The sequence below is a fragment of the Acinetobacter sp. 778_lipA genome, assembly GCF_058242985.1.
On record NZ_JBZAYT010000003.1, the window covers coordinates 1 to 21,373 of the forward strand.

Genomic DNA, 21,373 nt, shown 5'->3' on the forward strand with positions numbered 1-21,373 from the left:
AGACAATTTCTTCAAGCGATTGTTTAAATCCACCCATGACCCAGCGAACCGCAATTTGAGTCACATAGCCATTTAAACCTGTGGCAACCAAGGAAATTTCTTGTTCACTGCGTTCAATATGCGGCATCATTAGGGTAACAAAGGAGTGAATTAATCGGTCAAAACGGCCCATCGTTTCATGGATTGTGGCATGATTATGCAGTTCTTGAACCAGCATGGCGTCAATATAAATAATACGCGCCACACGTGGATCATTTTTTAACATGGTAAAGATTGCAGTTAAGCCACCACGGATCATATTTTTAGGATCAGGTGCTGCTTGCATGACCCCTTGCATCACGGTTTGTTGTAATTGTTCAATCAGTTGTAGAAAGATGACTTGGAACAGTTCTTCACTTTTTTTGAAGGACTCATAAAAATAACGTTCAGTCAGTTTCGCTTCATTACAAATATCTTTAACGGTGACAGAAAAAAAACCATGCGTGCCGTAGGCTTCAATCCCTGCTTCGATCAACTTTTCTCGACGTGCAAGTTTTCGCTCAGATAAGGACATACCCTTAAATTGACGTTCTTTGACTGCTTTATTTATAGTTTTCTTTTCAGTTGAAAGTGGTTCATTCATTGTAAAAAATTACTCGTGTCATATTTGATTGTCACAAAGAAGCGCTTATTTTAGCAATAAAAGCCATTGAAACCTATTCTAGAATTTTTGTATAAAAAAACATCGGTTAAATCACAATATAATATTGACAATAATGATTGTCAAAATTATATTGAGCAAGTGAGCTGCACATCACTCTGAATGCTTTGTGCGGGTTTAAAAAAGGATAGACAATGAAAAATTTTAAAAACAAAGTCGCTGCAATTACTGGTGCTGGCTCTGGTATGGGACAACAACTTGCTATTTTATTGGCAAAAGCAGGTTGTCATTTATCCATTAGTGATGTGAATGAAAAAGGTTTATCTGAAACCGTTGAACTGGTCAAATCATATAATGTCCGTGTGACCTCAAAAAAAGTGAATGTTGCCAAAGTTGAAGAAATGCGAGCTTGGGCTGAGGATACTGTGCAAAATCATGGTTCTGTAAACATGATTTTTAACAATGCTGGTGTAGCTTTAGGATCTACCGTAGAAGGTGCATCTTATGACGAACTTGAATGGATTATGAATATCAATTTCTGGGGCGTTGTCTATGGAACAAAAGAATTTTTGCCTTATATCAAGAAAACAGGTGATGGACATATCATCAACATTTCGAGCTTATTTGGTTTAACGGCTCAGCCGACCCAGTCTGCATACAATGCATCTAAATTTGCGGTACGTGGTTTTACTGAATCATTACGTCAAGAATTAGACATTGAAAAGTGTGGCGTATCTGCTCTATGTGTTCATCCTGGCGGTATTCGTACCAATATTGCAAATGATGCGCGTATGAATGACAGCTTACGTTCTTTGGGGATGAACCCTGAGAAATCAGCAAAAGCATTTAATAAATTATTGCGTATGCCTCCAGAAGATGCTGCTCAACAAATGTTGGATGCTGTATTGAAAGACAAGCGCCGTTTACTTATTGGGAATGATGCAAAAACCTTAGATTTAATTCAGCGTATTTTACCGACTGGATATCAAAAAATTACAGGTTTTGCGACTAAGTTTAGTAAAAAGTTAGAACCAAAATAGTTGATTGATATTAAAAAACCGTCAAGCTGACGGTTTTTTTCATTTTAGACTTTGAGAAATAATGGGTTGAATAACAACTTAATATCCATTCGTTTAAATTAAGATCTCAATGGTTTTCTTTTTCCAGACAAATTGGTAATAAAGACCTTGCATAAGACATAGACTGAAAAAGGTCAGGGCAAGCGCATACCAAATGCCTTGTAAACCAAACCATTGACTAAATAAGTAGGCACACGGAACTTCAATGAGCAGAATGGATAAAATATTAAAAATCATAGGCACAGTCACAGTTCCGCTGGCCCGCATGATCGAAGCAAAAATTGCACTTGCTCCAAAAAATATAATTGACCACAACACGATAAATAGTAATTGCTGACCCAACTCAATTACAGACGGATCTGTAATAAACAACGCCATCAAATATTTTGAACAAATATAGGCCAAGAGTACCAATGAACCTGTAATCACGATATTACTCAACAGCGCTGTTCGCGTCACTTTTGCCAGTAGTTCAGATTTCCCAGCACCAATAGCTTGAGCTGCGAAGATAGAACCAGCAATGGCAATCGACAAAGCAGGGAATTGGATATAGTTCAGGACTTGGTTGACTGCACCATATGCTGCTGTTGCGTGAGCGCCATGTTGATTGACCAGTCCAATCACCACCAGTCCTGCGACCGAGTTGGTCACCATTTGAATACCTGTCGGCACACCCAAGCGCAAGATACTGCGACTAAATTGAGGGTGATAGCGGATATGTTGGATTAACGCTGCATCAGGTCTTAAAGCATGATCTTTTTTATTCAAATAGACATAAAGGAAAACTAAAGTTGAAATAAAGCCTAGGCCACTGGCAATTGCTGGAGCAATAATGCCGAGCTTAGGTAGCCCAAAATAACCGCCAATCAACGCTGGAGTTACAATGACGCCAACAATGATCGTTAGACTTGAAGCCATCAATGGTGTGGTACTGTCACCCACACCACGTAAAATAGACGTATAGGTGATGTAGATGAATAGAAAAGGACTACTCATTAACATCCATTGAACATAGGGCAGGGCAAGATGCATGATTTTGGGATCTATCCCCAAAAGCAATAGAATCTGTTTGGCAAAAAACACCCCTAAAAAGGCAATGATTGATCCACCAATGAGGGTCATAAATAACAATGCGCCAACAATGGTACGCACTTTTTCGATATCTTTAGCACCCCAAGCTTGTCCAACTAGAACAGTCGCACCTGTAGATAGACCAATCACAAAAGCCAGCAATAAAAATAGGATCGGAAAAAATACTGAAATTGCGGCAATCGCTTCTACTCCCAGCATTTGCCCAACAAAAATGGTATTAATTGTTCCAGACAGGTTTTGCAGAATATTGGTTAGAATCAATGGACCAAGGAAGATTAAAAAAACCTTCCAGAATTTGGGTTGGTGAAGCATATCGGGACGAGCTGGCATCTTTTATTCTACTGTCTATTTCGAGTATCTTTATCTTATTGATAATATAACAAACGCTGAGAAAAAAGCCTGAGTATTTGAGTAACTCAGGCTTTAATTTTACAGAGATGATTTGTATGGGTTGGGATTAAATTTGGGTTAAAATTTCACAGGCCTGAATCAAAGTTTGCTCCTTTTTGGCAAAACAAAAACGCACTAAACGTAAATTTTCAGGGGCTTGCTTATAAAAAACAGAAACTGGAATCGCCACAATTTTATGTTCTTCCGCTAAGAATTTACACATATCGATATCATTTAAATCTGGGCGAATTTGGCTGTAATCAACATTTTGAAAGAATGTGCCTTGAGAGGGAATTAAACTGAATTTTGAATTCGCAATACCTGAAATAAACAGGTCACGTTTTTGCTGATAGAAGCTTGATAGATCGTCAATATGTTCAGGATGCTGTTGCATAAAATTGGCAAGCGCCATTTGTACGGGTGTTACCCCACAGAAGTTGGCAAATTGATAAATTTGAAGGAATACTTTCATGAGCTCGGGTGTCGCAATGCAATAACCTGTTTTCCAACCTGTTACATGGAAAGTTTTACCAAAAGAACCGACCACAAAACTACGTTCTCTGAGTTCAGGAAATGACAATGCTGAATAATGTTTTTCGCCGTCATAAATCAAATGCTCATAGACTTCGTCTGAAAGCACAATAATATTTTTATCTTGGATTAATTCAATTAAATTTAGCCAGTCTTGTTTAGACCAAATCGCGCCAGTTGGATTGTGTGGGGTATTTACAATGACCATACGGGTTTTATCTGTAATTGCAGATTTGACTTGATTCCAATCCACAGAAAACTCAGGCGCATTGAGTGGAATATGAATGGCTTTACCACCGGCCAATTGCACGCTCGGAGCATAGCTGTCATAGCTTGGATCAAAAATAATCACTTCATCACCACGATGAATTATGGCTTGTATTGCGCTAAAAATCCCGATCGTTGCGCCTGGTGTGATGGTAATTTCTGTGACTGGATCAAGTTGTAATTGATCACGTTTTAAAAACAGTTGAGCCAGTTGTTCTCTTAGTGGTAATAAACCATCACCCGCTGCGTATTGGTTAAAACCATCTAATGTAGCTTGGCTGAGTGCTTGTAGCAACGCTGGTGGTGCATCAAAGTCTGGAAAACCTTGTGACAGGTTAAGGGCGTTAAGACGATGTGCCATAGCGGTCATGATGCTAAAAATGGTGACACCTTGAGCAGGGAGTTTGGAGTGGATTTCGATCATGACCAGACTGATTTTATAAATGTATTAGTGGCAGTTTAGCAGGTCGTTTTAAGGAGCTGAATAGGATTAAGTAATCTATTGGTTAGGGGGAGAGGTGCTGTAGGAATTTAAGATAGAGAAATTAGATTTGAGAGGGGTAATATGTTGTTACAGAGTATGTTGGGTGAAGTTCATTAAAGCGATGTTGTTCTAGAGTCAAAGTAAGTTGACTTGCGGTAGGATCCTGACTATAACTTATTTATAATAATTTTAGCGATACTACAATAATGTAAAATAAATCAATCACATATAAAACTTTATGGGTCTTTGCACTCATTCTAAGTTTAGGATTCATTATCTCCGCAAGTGTCTTGGGCTATGCACTTAAGCAGTTTAATGGAGAAAAAAATTCAATAGTCGTCAAAGGGTTGGCTGAAAAACCCATACAAGCGGATTTAGCACGCTGGGAAATTCATCTGCAAACCAGTCATGCTTCAGACAGTGTTTCAGCCGCCTATCAATTGTTGGATCAAGAAATAAAAGCGTTACAAGATTTCTTTGTTGAGCGTGGATTTAAGGCAACAGAAATGAAATTGGGTAATAAAAGCTCTCAACCCTATTATGAGGAAGTTAATCAGGGAGATGGGAAAGTTACCCGTGAGTTTAGAGGTTATACTGCGATGCAGTCGTTGGTGATTGATAGTCGTGATATTCAAAAGATTGAAAAAGCAGCAAAAGATGCTTATTTATTAGATGAAAAAGGCATATCCATCGAGCAGAAACCGCAGTATTTAGTGTCAAATCTAGAAGAAATAAAAATGTCATTGATCGCCAATGCAACTAAAAATGCGCATAGTCGCGCCAATGAGTTTGCAAAGGTCGGAGGGGTAAAAGTCGGTGCGATGCGTTCTGCAAGTCAGGGTGCGTTTTATATTTTACCTGAAAGTGGTTCTGATGATGATAGCGATTATGGCGGTGCTTATGACAAAGCCACCATTAATAAAATTGCGCGTGTTGTCGTGACCATCAATTATGCGATTGATTGATACAGTTGATAAAAAGTCCAGTGCTAAAAAATGGGAGCTAGACTCCCATTTTTTTATGATTTAAATATGATTCATCACGATTAGCCAAATACCTAAGATAGAATCCATTTTATTGTATTCTTAAATCGCAAAATCAATCACAGCACGAATCACACCTAAACTTAGACCAATAAATGCGCCTACTACAACACCATTGACACGGATCATATGTAAATCACCACCTACCTCATTTTCAATCTTGGCGATCATTTCGGTAGAGTCCCATTCATGGATACGTTGACTAATAAATTTAATCACTTTCTCACTATATTGGTCACTTAAATTGATGGCAATTCCGCTGATTCGATCATTCAATAATTCTCGTACAGACTGATTTTGCATCAAGTTTTCACCAAGCTGTTGAATGGCGATACGTAAATTCATGGCAATACCCGAGTCTGCTTTAAGCAAGTCAGATTTAACCGCATCACATAAAATCACCACGGCACCAGTAATAAAGTTGAGTACCGGTTCGCTGTCTAAAAGAGCATTCTTGGTTTCATTTAAACTTATGCTGGCATGACTATTGTTATCCGCCAATTGCAACATAAGCTCATGTGCAGCTTCTTCAATTTTTTGACGAATAGGATGCTCGTGATCAGCAAGCATGGATTCCACTTTTTCAATCACTGAATCAATGGTCCGTTGCTCAACATCAATCCCAATCCAGCTGGCACCTTTAGCAAGACGGGAAACACCAAGCTCTTTAAACATAGTTTGAGTGATTTCACGGGTTTTTTCAGGATGGGTCATCATCCATTCATGGGCAATATCCAGTCCACGTTGTAATACATCTTGATGAAAATCATTTTCTAAAACTGCGCGCAACATTTCACTTGCCAATTGGTTCATTCGAGTATTTCGAACCCATTGAACACTGTTGTTTTGAATAAAGCGTCCAATTTGGTCTTGCCCCACAAATTCAAAAATTTTCGGAACCGTTTGCTGAATTACGTCCACCACTTGACCGTTATTTTTAGGATTGGCCAGCCATTGACCGACAGCAAAACTAAGATCAATACTTTTTAAACTACGTTCAACAATTTGTGGAGATAGAAAATTCTCTTGGACAAATTTACCCATCGATTCCGCAATACGTGCTTTATTACGTGGAATGATTTCGGTGTGATCTTTTAGAAATTTAGGAATGGGAATTTTCCCAAAGGGATTACGGAACAATACGGTAATCGCATACCAATCGGCTAAGCCACCGACCACGCCAGCTTCAGCGCCCAGCATGAGAATATGAATAAACCAAGCGTACTCAGGCATCAGTTTGGCGGAAATGATCAAAGCAAACCATGCGACAACAGCCACCACCAAGGCGATGGTCGCAAAGCGTTTGCTTCGATCTAAGTTTGGAATTTCATTAAGAACTTCACTTTGTTCAATTCCGCTCATTCATTTTCCTAAATAGATTTCTGCATTTTTATTTCGTTGATGTTACCGCATCAGGCTGTGGTTGCAGTACTTGTCCTGTCGGACTAACACCATATTTTTGTCCTAAAGATTGCAAAATCAGACGAGCGTCAAATGCATCATTCGGCGATGATTTTTTATCTTTATAACATTCTATCGTATAGGAAATTTGAACAGGGTCAATGGTCACGACTTGTGGCATATCATAAAATGGGTCATTCCAGAACACAGGATGACGACGATAGCCCCAGCCATATGGATAGTAGTTTGATGACGGATAAACTACTGCTTTACGAGGCGGTTGCTGAGTTCGATTGCTTGGGTCATCTAAAACCTTGAAGTAAGTAAATCCATTTAAAAGCGTTGTTTGTGCAGCTTTGACAAGATTAATTTCTTCAGCTGTTCCAAAACTCATATTGCTATTACCTTGGAAACTGATGCGATAGCTATGATCATTGAGAGGTACCGTGGTGTATTGTCCAAGCTGGTCAAAGGTACGCGGTTTGCTAGGGGTCGTTGCACAACCTGTGAAGGTGAGTGCCACCGCAATAGCCAGACCAATGAGTACTTTGTTCATGTGTCTCTCCTTTCCATTCTTCTGGATGGAATTTAATGAATTTTTAATCCTCTGTATATTGTTCTAAATTGATGGACTGACAATGAATTTCAAGAAGAATTTTGTTAATTCAAGATGATATCGATCATGGAAAATGGTGGTTCACATAAAGTTTAAACAGTAAGCCCAGTATTATGCGTATTTGATCCATAATAAAAATGGACCTTGTTTATAGAGAAATTAATGAGTATTCAAATCAAAGGCTATATTGCAACAAGCGCAGATGGCTATATTGCAACACTAGATGGTTCTGTAGATTTTTTAGCGCCATTTCAAAGTATTGATTGTGGATATGATGATTTTATCCAAGATATCGATATTGTGATTATGGGGCGTAAAACCTATGAAGTGATTTGTTCTTTTGGTGAGGCGTGGCCTTATCCAGACCAGAAAGGATTTATCGTCACTTCTAATCCTGATTTAGCTTTAACTCATGCCTCGCTTTCGCGGTGGAACTTAGGTGTGGATGAACTTGTTGAGCACCTTAAACAGAATTATAACGGTAATGTCTGGATTGTCGGTGGAACACAATTGCAGAATACCTTTATTGAACAGAAGCTACTCAATATCTTAGAAGTTTTTATCATGCCTGTTCTTCTTGGAAAGGGCATACCGCTCTTTCCAAGTTTTGACTCGCGTGAACAGCAGTTAAAGTCCATACATGCTGAAATGATTGAAAATACCATTATTAAACACAGCTATGTTTTCTAAAAGTTGATGATTGTTGTGGGTCATTATGATTTAGATAAGGTACTAAAACAGATTATGCAAAATATTTCTGCATAAGCTGTTTAGATGAAAATGAATAGGATTAAAAATGACTATTTGGCTGTTTTAAAAATTCAATTTCTTCTACCGTTGAGCTTCGCCCTAAAATTTGATTACGGTGAGGATAACGCCCAAAACGATCAATAATCACTTTATGCTTTTTCTCAAAATCTAGATTGAGTGGATTGCCCAACTCTTCAAAAAGTTGTAAAGCTTGGATATGGATAATTTTTGATTCACTGTGCATAAATGGCATATACAGGAATGAACGCTGTTCAGGGCTTAATTGCTGATCTAAATTTAGCTGAATGGCTTCTTGTGATAACGCAAGTGCCAAGGCATCTTGTGCAAAAGATTCAGCATGATCTCTATACAAATTACGCGAGAATTGATCCAAAACAATAATTTCAGCCAAGCGACCTTCTGCTGTGGCGCGCCAAGTCCATAGTTCACAATGTTTGGCTTGATCCAAGGTATGTGCAAATCGCTGGTGCAAAGTTTGATCGAATGCGTCACTTTTTGCGAACCAAAATGGCTGAGTTTCTTCACTAAACCAAAAATCGATAATTTCTTGATAATTCATAGTAGTTACAATTCTTTAGTGATGATTTTTCTATAAAATCACAAATTTTAAATGTCTTGTAGAGGTAGTTTGTGTTAAAAACTTTTCCGAAATAAAATGAATAATTGATTTAAAACAACGATGCTTATACGTGTATATCGATAAATAACGTTATACTGCGGGCATCAAAACATTTTATTTTAAAAAATTCTTTAAGATAAGCGAGTAAGTATGAGTCAACCCGAAACGATTTCCCAATCATTAGTACCAAATTGGGTGGATTCTACCTTATTCAGAGGCATGTTACGTGGCATCGAACGTGAAAGCCTGCGTATGCAAAGTAATGGCTTTTTATCACAGGCTGATCATCCTCAGTCTTTAGGCTCAGCCCTAACACATCCGCATATCACCACAGATTATTCAGAAGCTTTGATGGAGTTTATTACACCTCCCAAAGAAAGCATTCCTGAAGCCTTAAACTTTTTAACAGATGTACATGCTGTTGTGCATCGTCATTTAGAAAATGGTGAAAAGTTGTGGACTTTGTCCATGCCATGTATGTTGGATGACAAAGAAGAAAATATTCGTTTGGCGCAATATGGCACATCTAATATTGGTCAATTTAAAACCTTATATCGTCATGGCCTAGGCATTCGTTATGGTCGCCGTATGCAGACAATCTCGGGTGTGCACTATAATGTATCTTTTCCAGATGCGTTATTTGAACAATTACAACAACACGAAAGCAATGAAGCACTTAAAGCATTAAGCCTGCAAGATTATCGCAGTCATCGTTATCTTGGGTTAATCCGTAACTTTATTCGTTTAACTCCTCTCGTGATGTATTTAGTAGGTGCAAGCCCTTCAGTCTGTAAATGCTTTATGACAGGGCGTGAACATCAATTGTTGCCTTTAATTAAAGGCACATTATTTCTACCTTATGCAACAGCATTGCGCATGGGGCGTTTTGGTTATCAAAATTCCGCACAAAAACAATTGGGTATTCATTACAACAATTTAGAAAGTTATGTGGCTGAATTACAAAAAGCGGTTAATTCCCCTTATGCACAGTTTAGTCATTTAGGTTTAAACGATGCCAATGGTAAGCCGATTCAAATTAATGATCACGTCTTACAAATTGAAAATGAATACTATAGCTTAGTACGTCCAAAACAAGTGCCACAAGAAGGGGAAACTCCTTCTCAGGCCTTGTCAAATCGTGGTATCGGCTATGTCGAATTACGCGCGGTAGATGTAAATCCATACAGTGCAATAGGTATTGATGAAGATACAGCAGGCTTCTTGGAAGTGGTTGCGTTGTATTGTTTACTGAAAGAAAGCCCTGATCTATGGGATGAAGAACAAGATATTATTGAGCAAAACCAAGCTGAAGTGGTCAATCGTGGTCGTGCACCAAATGCGAAAATCATTGATGCCGGTGTTGAATATCCATTACTTGAGTGGATTCAACAGCATGTCACCGCCATGCACCCCCTTGCAGATTTATTAAATCAATCCTATTCAACGGATTTATATCGCCAAGCGATGATAGTGATGCAAACACGTATTGATGATGTGGATGAAACACTATCTGCGCATGTGATTGCCGATACTGTAGAGCAAGGTGGCACATGGAATTTTGGTGGCTATATGGCCAATCAGCATATCCAAAGTTACGAACAACATGTATTAAGTCCAGAAACTTTAGCGTATTTTGAGGGGCTTACTCGAACATCTCTCGCAGAACAACAGCAACTTGAACAAAATACAAGTATAAGTTTCGAGGATTATCTGAGTAAATTTAGATAAAGCATTGATTAGATAATGAGGAAGTTCCATGCAATGGCGTAGTTATCGCTTCGTAAGTGGTCTTTTATTTTTGGCAAGTGTGATTGGTATGTCATTTGCGCTCTATTTAGAGCATGTACAAGGGCTTGAGCCATGTCCACTATGCGTATTTCAACGTATTGGATTGATTGGCCTAGGGCTAATTTCACTGATTGCCTTTTTGCATAACCCAAAAACAAATGTATTTAAACGCATTTATAGCTTCTTGGGTTTCGCTGCAATTTCTTGGTCAGTTGGTGTTGCCGCTCGCCACGTGTGGCTACAGAACTTACCTAAAGATCAGGTTCCAAGTTGTGGGCCAGGTCTAGACTATTGGGTAAATACATTGCCTTTAAAAGCGGTGTTTGAAAATGTCCTTAAGGGTTCTGGCGAATGTGCTATGGTCGATTGGACTTTTTTAGGACAATCTTTACCCGTTTGGTCATTATTGTTTTTTAGTGTATTGGCATTGATCAGTCTGTGGCAGTTGTTTAGAAAGTACTAATTTAAAACATCAAGAGCCAGTCTAAACTGGCCTTTTTTTCAAATAAACTTCATTTATGTATAAATCAAGAAAAATCATAAATCATAAAATAAATTTAGCTGGGATCAGCATACTAGTCTGCTTGTCAACGGCACAAGTCTCTGCAAAGCTAGTCACTGTGATCAGTAAAGATGTGTCTTGTCAGTTTAAATCTGAATTTGATGACACTATCCCAGCCGACATTTCCTATATAAAATTGGGTGCTCAGCCATTTAAAAAATTTATTGTCGATCCAGATTATTTTTCAAGTCGAATTGAAGACTGTCAGTTGCATGGTGGCAGATACTACGTATTGTCCGTATCACAGAGCCATCCTGCTAGAACGCTTGCCCAGTCGCTCATTGAGGTGACGCAATTTGATTTAACAGGTAAAAAAACTTAGCCAAAAGAATTATAATAAAGCTTGGACTTGTGAATTAAAACAAGGCTTACTGATCGATACACAATGTGCAGAAAAAATCAAACTTTGATGAATATGGTGACATGATTGATCCTCATCAGAACAAGTCTTATCAAATTGAAGTGAAATAGCAGAAAAAAAAGTGGATTGAAGATCTGCTTTTTTACGATTAGGTTTCAACAATCCCTTGCATACTTTCTAATTTAATCAAATATTTGCGAATTTGTTCTTCCGCCAACTCATCATGGTGCGGATAAAACCATTTGGCAATTTGTTCCGAAACCAAAGGATGATATTGAATCTCAAGATGGTTTAAGCCATAAAACACAGCTTTATGCGATTCAGGTAATTTTAACTGGAAACGTGGGTTCGGATGTTCACCCAAGGCACTTTTAACACTGACCAGATAGTCGCCAATCACTTTTAAGGTGCGGTTTTTGCGGTTTTCAAATTCTAAGGTACCTGCAATTAAAAAGGTATTGATATGAGAGGGTAGCGGAGCGGGTTTACGGTTGTCATCCATCAAACCAATACGAGCATTGTTATGCTCCCAGTCATCATCTCGAACACTTCCATAGCGCAAGTCTAAGATGCCATTACTGCGGATATTGACGATATGACTGATCATTTTAACAATAGGAAAATTACCCACTTTCTCTTGCATGGCAAATCCGAAACGTTCTAATAACGCACCATGATGCGGAGAACCAATACAAACTAGATTCTCTACCATATGGAACCACTGGTGCATGTTTTGTTTGCCATAGAACAGCGCACTGCGAGATACCAAGCCACCCATACTGTGCCCAATTAAATCAATACTGGTAATGCGAGGGTTACGTTTCACTAAGTCTTCTAAAAGATTTGCTAATGAACGTCCATTGGCTGAAATTCTGCGCCCAGTATTGTAGTGAAAATACAACATGGTGTTGTGATCACGCTGGGCCAATAGTTTCTCACCAATACCGCCATTGTTACGGTTGGTCCAATCTTGATAATTCATACATAAACCATGTGAGAAAATCACTACACGTCCAGCCAAATCACCTTGCTGTAATGCACCATAATGATCATAGAGTACAGGTGAGAGTGCCAGAGGATTATGGCTCGCTAACAAATAATCGCCCAATACCCCATTTAAAGCACTGACTAAAAAAGTCATATGGGAGGTCAAAGGCTTATCATGCAAATTTGGAAAACGTTCAATGGTTTTACGTAAAACTGGAGCAAGCAGATGGCTACCATAATTTTGCAACGCGTGATAACCAAATTGATAGAATTTATCGACAATTGGACGTGACTGAAATCGTTTGGCTTTTTGTTTACTTAAGCCAAAAATACTCAGCAACATTTCGCGTTGAATCGACTGGATGAAGTCTTGAACCATGCCACTGAGTGGCGTACTCACTAACTGCGCTAAACCTTCTAATACGTCGGCCTGACTTGGAGGCGAGCGATCCCACTTACAATAGGTTTCGTGTAAAGGGGTTAAGCTTGGCATTGTTATTTCCTCATCCATATTGATCTGGAACAAAGACTTTATTTTTGCTGTAGATCAATGTATAAATCCCTAGGCAATCATCTTATCTTGTTCATCCTGAACGCTATTTAAAATACCGATAATTGCGATTATGTTTTAGTTTTTTGTCGGACAATATCACGACATATACAAATTAAAACAATAATGTGATTCAAATCACATTAAAAACTAAAACATTGGTGGTAAAAAAGCAAACTATTTTCAATGAATATTATTTATTTACATGGTTTTAAAAGTAGTCCTTTATCAATAAAAGGGCAACAATTAGATGATTATTGTCGATGCTATTCATCGCATAGTGTGCATTTGCCTGATTTAAACCAACATCCGCAACTGGTTTTAGATCAAATTTCAGCGCTCATTGAAAAATTGCCTGATGTTGTACTGGTGGGGAGTAGCTTTGGTGGATTTTATGCGACACAATTGGTCGCAAAATATGGTGTGCCTGCTGTTTTAATTAATCCAGCTATGCGACCATGGCAATTGTTCAGTAACTTATTTGGAATTGAACAGATTCCCTATAAGATCAATGAAAAATGGACTTTAGATCGTTTACAACTTGACTACTTGGAAGCGATTGCCGTGCCATTTGTACAAGATGCAGACAAAATACTGGTCTTATTGCAACAAGGTGATGAAGTTTTAGATTATCGTGACGCTGAACGGTATTATAGTGCAGCTCCACACACATCATTAATCATGACAGAAATGCATGGTAATCATGCGATGGAAGATTTTGCAGATAAAATACCCATGATTCTGGAATTTTTATCATACTCCGTAAAATAAAAGGAAAAAACTCAACGTGTCTCAATATACGGCCCAATCACTTGAAGTATTATCTGGTCTAGATCCTGTACGTCGCCGTCCAGGTATGTATACCGATACCACTCGTCCAAACCATTTGGCGCAAGAAGTAATTGATAATGCTGTCGATGAGGCACTTGCAGGACATGCCAATAAAATTACTGTTACAGTATATAAAGATGGTTCGTTGTCGGTCGAAGACAATGGGCGTGGTATGCCCGTCGATATTCACCCTGAATATGGACAAAGCGGGATTGAAATTATCCTAACGAAATTACATGCTGGCGGTAAATTTAGCACTGATAACTATCAGTTTTCGGGCGGTTTGCATGGTGTAGGGATTTCAGTGGTCAATGCCTTGTCTGATCGTGTTGAGGTTGAAGTTCAACGCCACGGCAATCTTTATAAAATGGCGTTTGAACATGGTGAACCTGTTGCGCCTTTAGAGGTTTTAGAAGGCAAAGCGCCAAAACGTGCTACGGGGACAACAGTACATTTTTGGCCAGAAGCAAAATATTTTGACTCACCTAAATTTGCTTTAAAAGCGTTAAAACATAATCTCAAAGCCAAAGCTGTATTGGCTGCTGGTCTACAAATTAATTATATTGATCAGATTAATGACGAAAAAATTGAATGGCAGTTTGAAAATGGTCTCGTCGACTATTTGATGGATGAATTACAAGATCGTGAAATCATTCCAGATCCTGCCTTTGTCGCAACGGGTGAAGCTGAACGCGCCAGCGCTGAGTTTGCAATTTGCTGGAATGCTGAGGGTGGTGAACAAATTCAGGAAAGTTATGTGAATTTGATCCCAACGGCACAAGGAGGAACCCATGTAAACGGGTTACGCTCAGGTGTTACTGATGCGATGCGTGAGTTTTGTGAGTTACGTAACTTGTTGCCACGTAATCTCAAATTGTCTGCTGAAGATGTGTGGGATGGGGTTAATTATATTCTGTCGCTTAAATTCCAAGAGCCACAATTCTCAGGACAAACCAAAGAACGTCTTTCAAGCCGAGAAGCATCCAACATTGTTTTAAATATTGCCAAAGATGCTTTTGCGCTTTGGTTGAATCAGAACTCTGAAGTGGCCATGCAATTGGCTGAGATTGTGATTGCGAAAGCGGGTCGCCGTTTAAAAGCAGCGAAAAAAGTTGAACGTAAAAAGATTGTTGCTGGTCCTACCTTGCCCGGAAAACTATCAGATTGCGTCGGTCATACCCTTGAAGAATCGGAATTGTTTATCGTCGAAGGTGACTCTGCCGGTGGTTCTGCAAAACAAGCCCGCGATAAAAACTTCCAAGCGATCATGCCGATTCGTGGGAAAATTTTAAATACTTGGGAAGTGTCTTCTGACGAGGTGTTGGCCTCTCAAGAAGTGCATAATATTGCGATTGCAATCGGTGTAGATCCGGGCAGTGATGATCTTTCCGAATTACGTTATGGCAAAATTTGTATCCTTGCCGATGCCGATTCAGATGGTTTACATATCGCGACCTTGCTGTGTGCACTCTTCGTCAAGCATTTCCCTGCAATGGTCGATGCTGGACACCTTTATGTTGCAATGCCACCATTGTTCCGTATCGATGATGCCAAAGATGTTTACTACGCGCTTGATAACGAAGAGTTAGAAGCTATCTTAAAGAGAGTTAAATCTAAAAACCCGCAAATTACTCGATTTAAAGGTTTGGGTGAAATGAACGCCAGTCAATTGCGTGAAACCACCTTAGATCCGAATACACGCCGTTTGGTGCAATTGGATTTGGACGACACGCATCACACAACAGGTTTACTGGATAAATTACTTGCCAAAAAAAGGTCAGGTGATCGTAAAAACTGGTTAGAGCAAAAAGGAAACTTAGCTGATTTGAGTGTTTGATTATCGAACTCATTCATATTTGAAAAATGATGCCTCAGTGCATCATTTTTTTGATACCTCTTAAATATCGCATTGATGTAAACAGAATTATATTCTTCGTAAAACAAAATATTTCTGTATAGCCTTTCTATTTTTTCTCCTATTCTTTTACCTCTGCTCCATCCATCTCAGGGATTGGATTATTACGTCAAAATCGTTTGGTGCTGTAAAGCAAAATTCATTAAGAAAGCTTAAAAATTTAATTTTGGGTCAATTTTTTGCACCCTCATTGCTCATTTTAAATAAAAAAAATCGCACTTAATTTGACCAGTATGACTTTTAATCTCGCACTTTCACCTGATCAACACTCGCACTATTGAGTCGTTGAAAGGCATTTAATGCTTATCAATGCACGTCCGATTTATATAAAAATAATAGTGACTAATATTTTGATTTTATTATTTTTTATCATGAAATATATTCAACGATAAAAGCACAAATTCTCCACTTGGCATAAAAATTGAATTAAGCCTGTCAGGTAAAAGCAAAATCGCGCATTCAAAAATGCACCAAAAGGTTTGGAGAGAAAAAGATGATGTTCCAACAAAAAATGTTTTCAAAAACACTTCTCGCTGTGGCAATGATGGGGAGCATTGCGCTGACAGCTTGCTCAAAACCAGCAGATAAAACGGAAGCGAAACCCGCAACAGAAAATAAATCGGCAACTGCAACAAGCGGTGACACAATTAAAGTGGGCATCTTGCATTCATTGTCTGGAACAATGGCTATCTCTGAAACGTCGCTTAAAGATACGGCACTTATGGCAATCAATGAAATTAATGCCAAAGGTGGGGTGATGGGGAAAAAGCTTGAGCCTGTTGTCGTCGATCCTGCATCAGACTGGCCATTATTTGCTGAAAAAGCCCGCCAGTTGATTACTCAGGACAAAGTCGCTGTCATTTTTGGCTGTTGGACTTCAGTTTCACGTAAATCAGTGTTACCAGTTGTAGAGGAGCTCAATGGTCTGTTGTTCTATCCAGTGCAATACGAAGGTCAAGAACAGTCTAAGAATATTTTCTATACAGGTGCAGCACCCAATCAACAAGCGATTCCTGCTGTTGAATACTTAATGGGCGAAGAGGGAGGTAAGGCACAACGTTTTGTCTTATTAGGTACCGACTACGTCTATCCACGAACCACCAACAAAATTTTACGTGCATTTTTAAAGTCTAAAGGCGTTGCCGATGCAGATATCATGGAAGAATACACGCCGTTTGGACACAGTAATTATCAAACCATTGTCGGCAATATTAAGAAATTCGCTGCGGGTAAAAAGACCGCAGTTATTTCTACCATCAATGGAGATTCTAACGTACCGTTCTATCGTGAATTAGGTAACCAAGGCATAAAAGCTTCGGATATTCCTGTGATGGCCTTTTCAGTCGGTGAAGAAGAATTACGCGGGATTGACACCAAACCATTGGTCGGGCATTTGGCATCTTGGAACTACTTCATGTCTGTGAAGAATCCAGTGAATACCGAATTCGTCAATAAGATGAAGCAATACGCAGTTGAATATAAGCTTCCCAATGCCAGTAAATTGGTGACCAATGATCCAATGGAAGCCACCTACGTGGGTATCAATATGTGGAAACAAGCCGTTGAAAAAGCGGGAACAACGGATGTAGATAAAGTCCGTGAAGCAATGGCAGGTCAAAGCTTTAAAGCACCGTCAGGCTATACCTTAAGTATGGATGCTACTAATCATCACTTACATAAGCCTGTAATGATCGGTCAAATTCGTGGTGATGGGCAATTTGATGTGGTTTACAAGAGCCCTCAACCGATCAAAGCGGAACCATGGAGCCCGTACATTCCTAAATAAAGACTTTACGACCCCAAAAGCCTGCTACATGCGTAGTGGGCTTAACTGATGACTAAACTTTAAAGGTCATTGTATTTAAACAAAAATAGGGGGAGTTGCACATGTCACTTAGACTGAAACTCGCAGCACTTTTTTTTACGATTTCTCAATTATTTCTTATTCAACAGATTTTTGCTGAATCTGAGCATAGCGCGCAATCGTCATCTGCTCAGGCAGTGGTAAGTCATGATGATGCCATTCAAAAATTTGTACGTGCAGATTTCTCAAACCGAAGAGCGATGTTGAATCAATGGCCGGCAAGTATTGACGAGCTTGATAAGTTGGTGGCTTATGTCGAAAACGACGAGCTTTATACCGACAGTTCAGGCAATACCTACATTATGAAAGCTGGAGACAAGCTGTTCAGTTATCCAGATGATCAGGCAATTACTGATTGGCCAGGTGATTTAAATCAAGTGACGTTGGTCAACACCTTGCACAAAGCCTTGAACTTTGGTCAGGCGAAGATCAAGTTACAGTCCCAAGATGCATCACAGCGATTGGCTGCGATTGATATCTTGGAGAACAATTTAGATGAGTTGGATATCAAAGCTATCAACCAACTTTATCTCAATGAAAAAAATAATAAAGTGAAGGCTCGTTTAGCCCAGTTAAAAGCACGAATTGATTTTAATAGTCCAGATACACTCACCAAAATTCAAGCGGTCAAAACGCTAAAAGATTCTAGTCGCCCTGATGTTTTGGCGATCATCGAACAAGCGCTAACACAGCCACACTTAAATCCAGAATTAAAGGCTGCATTGGTCAGTGCGCAAAGTAGTATTAAAACCCGAATTCAAGCAAGTGAATGGACAGGACATGTTTTTTCAGGCTTAAGTACTGCAAGTATTCTTTTGCTTGCAGCATTAGGACTGGCGATTACATATGGCTTACTGGGGGTGATCAATATGGCGCATGGCGAGTTGATCATGATCGGTGCTTATACCACTTATGTGGTGCAAAGTTTCTTTAAAATCCATTTGGGTGCTTATGTCGACTGGTACCTGATTGCAGCAATTCCAGCAGCATTTTTAGTCAGTGCTTTAATTGGTATGCTGATAGAACGAACCGTGATTCGTCCCTTATACGGCCGTCAGTTAGAAACCTTGTTGGCGACCTTTGGTGTCAGCCTTATTTTGATGCAATTGGTACGGATGATCTTTGGTGCACAGAATGTTGAAGTATCAAATATTTCATGGCTTTCAGGTGGAATTTCACTTACACCTAGTTTGATGCTGCCCTATAACCGTATTGCCATTATCGTCTTCACCATCACTGTATTACTTTTACTGGTTTATCTACTCAATAAAACCCGATTCGGTTTATTCGTCCGTGCAGTCACGCAAAACCGTCAGATGGCACGTGCTGTAGGTATTCGTTCTGCACGAATTGATATGATGGCCTTTGGACTGGGTTCAGGACTTGCAGGGCTGGCAGGCTGTGCCTTGGCACAAGTCGGTAATGTCGGACCTGACCTAGGGCAAAACTATATTATTGATGCTTTCCTTGTGGTTGTAGTGGGTGGTGTTGGTCAAGTTTGGGGCGCAGTGCTTGCCGCATTAGGTTTAGGTGTGAGTGGAACAATACTCGAAATTGGTATGGGCGCAGTGCTCGCCAAAATTATTCTCTTGGTTCTTGTGATTCTGTTTATTCAAAAACGCCCACAAGGTTTATTCGCTATCAAAGGTCGTTTTGTGGAGTAAGCCTATGAAAATCACATCATTACTTTCAGATAAACCCTATAGTGCAATCGCCATAGCTGTATGTTTCGCTGTGATGCTGATTCTGCCGTGGTTTCATGTGTTGCCACAAGATTCAGCATTACACCTCTCAGCATATTGGGTGACTTTGATTGGCAAAATCATGTGTCTGGCCTTGGTTGCACTAGCTTTGGATCTGGTCTGGGGCTATGCCGGCATCCTGAGTTTAGGCCATGGATTATATTTTGCTTTGGGTGGTTATGCTTTTGGTATGTACCTGATGCGAGAGTCAGCAGGGGAGCAATTGCCTGACTTTATGCGTTTTCTCAGTTGGACTGAGTTACCTTGGTATTGGGTCGGAACCCAGCACTTCTTATGGGCTTTGGCTTTGGTGATTTTGGTACCAGGTGTGATTGCCTTTATCTTTGGATTCTTTGCCTTCCGTTCCAAAATTAAAGGTGTGTACTTTTCGATTATCACCCAAGCTATGACTTTTGCTGCAGCACTGTTGTTTTTCCGCAATGAAACAGGTTTTGGTGGGAACAATGGCTTTACTGGATTTAAAACCATTCTTGGGATGGATATTACCTCTGCTTCTATGCGAGCAACATTGTGTTTCCTTACTGCCTTAGTGTTGTTACTGAGTTTTATCGGCTTACGTAGTTTAATGAATAAGCCTTATGGTCGAGTGTTGGGGGCAATCCGTGATAGCGAAAACCGGTTGCAATATTTAGGCTATCGTACCCTGTGGTACAAACTGTCGGCATGGGTCCTTTCAGCGGTGATTGCCGGAATTGCTGGTGCATTGTATGTCCCACAAGCAGGCATCATTAATCCAAGCGAAATGAATCCTGTGAATTCGATTGAAATGGCGGTTTGGGTTGCAGCAGGTGGTCGTGGCACATTGATTGGTCCAATTCTAGGTGCAGGTCTGATCAATGGAGTTAAAACCTATTTTACCGTTGCATATCCTGAAATATGGTTATTGATCCTTGGTGCATTATTTATCGTTGTAACCATCTTCCTCCCTAAAGGGGTGATTGGATTGCTTGAGCGCTTTAAAAAGGAGGATCACTAATGTCAGAGCTATTGTCAGATTTGGGCTTAAATTCGCAACATGGTGGTCAAATCGGTGAGGGCTATGGTCGTCCTAAAGCTGAAGGTGCTGATTTCAGCCATGGTATTGCACTTTACTTAGAAAAAGTCAGTGTATGTTTTGATTCTTTCCGCGCTTTAAATGATTTGTCTCTTTACATTGAAGAAGGGGAGTTGCGCTGCATTATTGGACCAAATGGTGCGGGAAAAACCACATTGATGGATGTCATCACCGGTAAAACACGCCCTACCGAAGGTTCTGCCTTTTTTGGTCAAAACTATGATCTTGCCAAAATGAGTACAGAGCAAATTGCAGAAGCGGGTATTGGTCGTAAGTTTCAGAAACCAACTGTATTTGAAAATTTTACCGTGATGGAAAATCTGCTCCTTGCTGCACCAAAAGACAAAACTGTGAAAAAAAGTTTTTTTAGCAAGTTAAGTCCCGATGCACAGTTGGCTTTGGATGAATCTTTGCAACAGATTCGTTTACAAGAGTTTATTCAAAAGCCTGCGGGATTGTTATCACATGGACAAAAGCAGTGGCTTGAAATTGGCATGCTGTTGATGCAACGACCTAAACTGATCTTGTTGGATGAGCCTGTAGCGGGAATGACCGATGCTGAAACTGAACGGACAGCAGAGTTATGTTTGGAATTAAAAAAGAATCATACCTTGGTTGTGGTCGAGCACGATATGAGCTTTATCGACACCATTAGTGAGAAAGTTACGGTTCTGGCACAAGGTGCCATTCTAGCCGAAGGAACTTTGGCGGAAGTACAAGCCAATGAAGATGTGATTGAAAAGTATTTAGGACGTTAAGGGGAGC

Annotated in this window: 19 protein-coding genes; 12 read left to right on the forward strand and 7 right to left on the reverse strand. The window is 39.6% G+C overall.

Going from position 1 to position 21,373, the window contains the following annotated elements; genetic code table 11:
* A partial coding sequence (locus AC4CUY_RS21710; protein ID WP_490774700.1) for a TetR/AcrR family transcriptional regulator occupies positions 1–622 on the reverse strand: 622 nt, incomplete at its 3' end.
* A 212-nt stretch (positions 623–834) separates the two neighbouring features.
* On the opposite strand from AC4CUY_RS21710, the gene AC4CUY_RS21715 reads away from it, so the two are divergent.
* Positions 835–1,680 carry an SDR family NAD(P)-dependent oxidoreductase gene (locus AC4CUY_RS21715; protein WP_490774701.1) on the forward strand — a complete coding sequence of 282 codons (846 nt, stop codon included), beginning with the start codon at positions 835–837 and terminating at the stop codon, positions 1,678–1,680.
* A 93-nt stretch (positions 1,681–1,773) separates the two neighbouring features.
* On the opposite strand, the gene AC4CUY_RS21720 is transcribed toward AC4CUY_RS21715, so the two are convergent.
* Complete coding sequence (locus AC4CUY_RS21720) at positions 1,774–3,141, reverse strand: MATE family efflux transporter (RefSeq protein WP_336952509.1); 1,368 nt, start codon at positions 3,139–3,141, stop codon at positions 1,774–1,776.
* Between the two features lie 127 nt (positions 3,142–3,268).
* A complete protein-coding gene (locus AC4CUY_RS21725; protein ID WP_490774702.1) occupies positions 3,269–4,423 on the reverse strand; it encodes a methionine aminotransferase in 1,155 nt (384 codons plus the stop codon).
* A gap of 281 nt (positions 4,424–4,704) precedes the next feature.
* Here AC4CUY_RS21725 and AC4CUY_RS21730 point away from each other — a divergent pair, with 281 nt between their 5' ends.
* Positions 4,705–5,448: an SIMPL domain-containing protein gene (locus AC4CUY_RS21730; RefSeq protein ID WP_490774720.1), complete on the forward strand. Its 744-nt coding sequence runs from the start codon at positions 4,705–4,707 to the stop codon at positions 5,446–5,448.
* Between the two features lie 120 nt (positions 5,449–5,568).
* Here the strand turns inward: AC4CUY_RS21730 and AC4CUY_RS21735 are convergent, their stop codons facing one another.
* Together AC4CUY_RS21735 and AC4CUY_RS21740 are read right to left on the reverse strand one after the other, a co-directional pair.
* Complete coding sequence (locus AC4CUY_RS21735; protein ID WP_336952506.1) at positions 5,569–6,888, reverse strand: DUF445 domain-containing protein; 1,320 nt, start codon at positions 6,886–6,888, stop codon at positions 5,569–5,571.
* A 28-nt stretch (positions 6,889–6,916) separates the two neighbouring features.
* On the reverse strand, positions 6,917–7,483 hold the full coding sequence (locus AC4CUY_RS21740; protein ID WP_490774703.1) for a CC0125/CC1285 family lipoprotein: 567 nt from the start codon (positions 7,481–7,483) through the stop codon (positions 6,917–6,919).
* 222 nt (positions 7,484–7,705) lie between these two features.
* Here AC4CUY_RS21740 and AC4CUY_RS21745 point away from each other — a divergent pair, with 222 nt between their 5' ends.
* Positions 7,706–8,233 carry a dihydrofolate reductase family protein gene (locus AC4CUY_RS21745; RefSeq protein ID WP_490774704.1) on the forward strand — a complete coding sequence of 176 codons (528 nt, stop codon included), beginning with the start codon at positions 7,706–7,708 and terminating at the stop codon, positions 8,231–8,233.
* A gap of 100 nt (positions 8,234–8,333) precedes the next feature.
* Here AC4CUY_RS21745 and AC4CUY_RS21750 read toward each other — a convergent pair whose 3' ends face one another.
* A complete protein-coding gene (locus AC4CUY_RS21750; protein WP_336952503.1) occupies positions 8,334–8,873 on the reverse strand; it encodes a DUF924 family protein in 540 nt (179 codons plus the stop codon).
* Between the two features lie 210 nt (positions 8,874–9,083).
* Here AC4CUY_RS21750 and gshA point away from each other — a divergent pair, with 210 nt between their 5' ends.
* The 3 genes from gshA (at position 9,084) to AC4CUY_RS21765 (ending at position 11,605) form a co-directional block, all read left to right on the forward strand.
* Complete coding sequence (gshA, locus tag AC4CUY_RS21755) at positions 9,084–10,661, forward strand: glutamate--cysteine ligase (RefSeq protein ID WP_490774705.1); 1,578 nt, start codon at positions 9,084–9,086, stop codon at positions 10,659–10,661.
* A 28-nt stretch (positions 10,662–10,689) separates the two neighbouring features.
* The gene (locus AC4CUY_RS21760) at positions 10,690–11,184 is read left to right on the forward strand and encodes a disulfide bond formation protein B (protein WP_336952501.1); all 495 of its coding nucleotides are present in this window, start codon (positions 10,690–10,692) and stop codon (positions 11,182–11,184) included.
* Positions 11,185–11,305: 121 nt separating this feature from the next.
* The gene (locus AC4CUY_RS21765; RefSeq protein WP_490774706.1) at positions 11,306–11,605 is read left to right on the forward strand and encodes a hypothetical protein; all 300 of its coding nucleotides are present in this window, start codon (positions 11,306–11,308) and stop codon (positions 11,603–11,605) included.
* 187 nt (positions 11,606–11,792) lie between these two features.
* Here AC4CUY_RS21765 and AC4CUY_RS21770 read toward each other — a convergent pair whose 3' ends face one another.
* Complete coding sequence (locus AC4CUY_RS21770) at positions 11,793–13,124, reverse strand: PGAP1-like alpha/beta domain-containing protein (protein WP_419360603.1); 1,332 nt, start codon at positions 13,122–13,124, stop codon at positions 11,793–11,795.
* Positions 13,125–13,367: 243 nt separating this feature from the next.
* On the opposite strand from AC4CUY_RS21770, the gene AC4CUY_RS21775 reads away from it, so the two are divergent.
* The 6 genes from AC4CUY_RS21775 (at position 13,368) to urtD (ending at position 21,366) form a co-directional block, all read left to right on the forward strand.
* Positions 13,368–13,952, forward strand: a complete 585-nt coding sequence (locus AC4CUY_RS21775; RefSeq protein WP_336952498.1) for a YqiA/YcfP family alpha/beta fold hydrolase — start codon at positions 13,368–13,370, stop codon at positions 13,950–13,952.
* 16 nt (positions 13,953–13,968) lie between these two features.
* Positions 13,969–15,849, forward strand: coding sequence for a DNA topoisomerase IV subunit B (parE, locus tag AC4CUY_RS21780; RefSeq protein WP_490774707.1), 1,881 nt, complete (start codon positions 13,969–13,971; stop codon positions 15,847–15,849).
* Between the two features lie 574 nt (positions 15,850–16,423).
* A complete protein-coding gene (urtA, locus tag AC4CUY_RS21785) occupies positions 16,424–17,713 on the forward strand; it encodes an urea ABC transporter substrate-binding protein (RefSeq protein ID WP_336952598.1) in 1,290 nt (429 codons plus the stop codon).
* Positions 17,714–17,814: 101 nt separating this feature from the next.
* Complete coding sequence (gene urtB, locus AC4CUY_RS21790; RefSeq protein WP_490774708.1) at positions 17,815–19,455, forward strand: urea ABC transporter permease subunit UrtB; 1,641 nt, start codon at positions 17,815–17,817, stop codon at positions 19,453–19,455.
* 4 nt (positions 19,456–19,459) lie between these two features.
* The gene (gene urtC / locus AC4CUY_RS21795; RefSeq protein WP_004718664.1) at positions 19,460–20,530 is read left to right on the forward strand and encodes an urea ABC transporter permease subunit UrtC; all 1,071 of its coding nucleotides are present in this window, start codon (positions 19,460–19,462) and stop codon (positions 20,528–20,530) included.
* Positions 20,530–21,366, forward strand: coding sequence for an urea ABC transporter ATP-binding protein UrtD (urtD, locus tag AC4CUY_RS21800; protein ID WP_490774709.1), 837 nt, complete (start codon positions 20,530–20,532; stop codon positions 21,364–21,366). Before urtC ends, urtD begins: the two co-directional genes overlap by 1 nt.
* Positions 21,367–21,373: the final 7 nt, after the last annotated feature.

What these genes read in the sequence shown, in the direction of transcription:
- AC4CUY_RS21715 (WP_490774701.1), top strand. Translation starts at nt 835, where the DNA reads ATGAAAAATTTTAAAAACAAAGTCGCTGCAATTACTGGTGCTGGCTCT.
- AC4CUY_RS21720 (WP_336952509.1), bottom strand. Translation starts at nt 3,141, where the DNA reads ATGCCAGCTCGTCCCGATATGCTTCACCAACCCAAATTCTGGAAGGTT.
- AC4CUY_RS21725 (WP_490774702.1), bottom strand. Translation starts at nt 4,423, where the DNA reads ATGATCGAAATCCACTCCAAACTCCCTGCTCAAGGTGTCACCATTTTT.
- AC4CUY_RS21735 (WP_336952506.1), bottom strand. Translation starts at nt 6,888, where the DNA reads ATGAGCGGAATTGAACAAAGTGAAGTTCTTAATGAAATTCCAAACTTA.
- AC4CUY_RS21740 (WP_490774703.1), bottom strand. Translation starts at nt 7,483, where the DNA reads ATGAACAAAGTACTCATTGGTCTGGCTATTGCGGTGGCACTCACCTTC.
- AC4CUY_RS21745 (WP_490774704.1), top strand. Translation starts at nt 7,706, where the DNA reads ATGAGTATTCAAATCAAAGGCTATATTGCAACAAGCGCAGATGGCTAT.
- AC4CUY_RS21750 (WP_336952503.1), bottom strand. Translation starts at nt 8,873, where the DNA reads ATGAATTATCAAGAAATTATCGATTTTTGGTTTAGTGAAGAAACTCAG.
- gshA (WP_490774705.1), top strand. Translation starts at nt 9,084, where the DNA reads ATGAGTCAACCCGAAACGATTTCCCAATCATTAGTACCAAATTGGGTG.
- AC4CUY_RS21760 (WP_336952501.1), top strand. Translation starts at nt 10,690, where the DNA reads ATGCAATGGCGTAGTTATCGCTTCGTAAGTGGTCTTTTATTTTTGGCA.
- AC4CUY_RS21770 (WP_419360603.1), bottom strand. Translation starts at nt 13,124, where the DNA reads ATGCCAAGCTTAACCCCTTTACACGAAACCTATTGTAAGTGGGATCGC.
- AC4CUY_RS21775 (WP_336952498.1), top strand. Translation starts at nt 13,368, where the DNA reads ATGAATATTATTTATTTACATGGTTTTAAAAGTAGTCCTTTATCAATA.
- urtA (WP_336952598.1), top strand. Translation starts at nt 16,424, where the DNA reads ATGTTCCAACAAAAAATGTTTTCAAAAACACTTCTCGCTGTGGCAATG.
- urtB (WP_490774708.1), top strand. Translation starts at nt 17,815, where the DNA reads ATGTCACTTAGACTGAAACTCGCAGCACTTTTTTTTACGATTTCTCAA.
- urtC (WP_004718664.1), top strand. Translation starts at nt 19,460, where the DNA reads ATGAAAATCACATCATTACTTTCAGATAAACCCTATAGTGCAATCGCC.
- urtD (WP_490774709.1), top strand. Translation starts at nt 20,530, where the DNA reads ATGTCAGAGCTATTGTCAGATTTGGGCTTAAATTCGCAACATGGTGGT.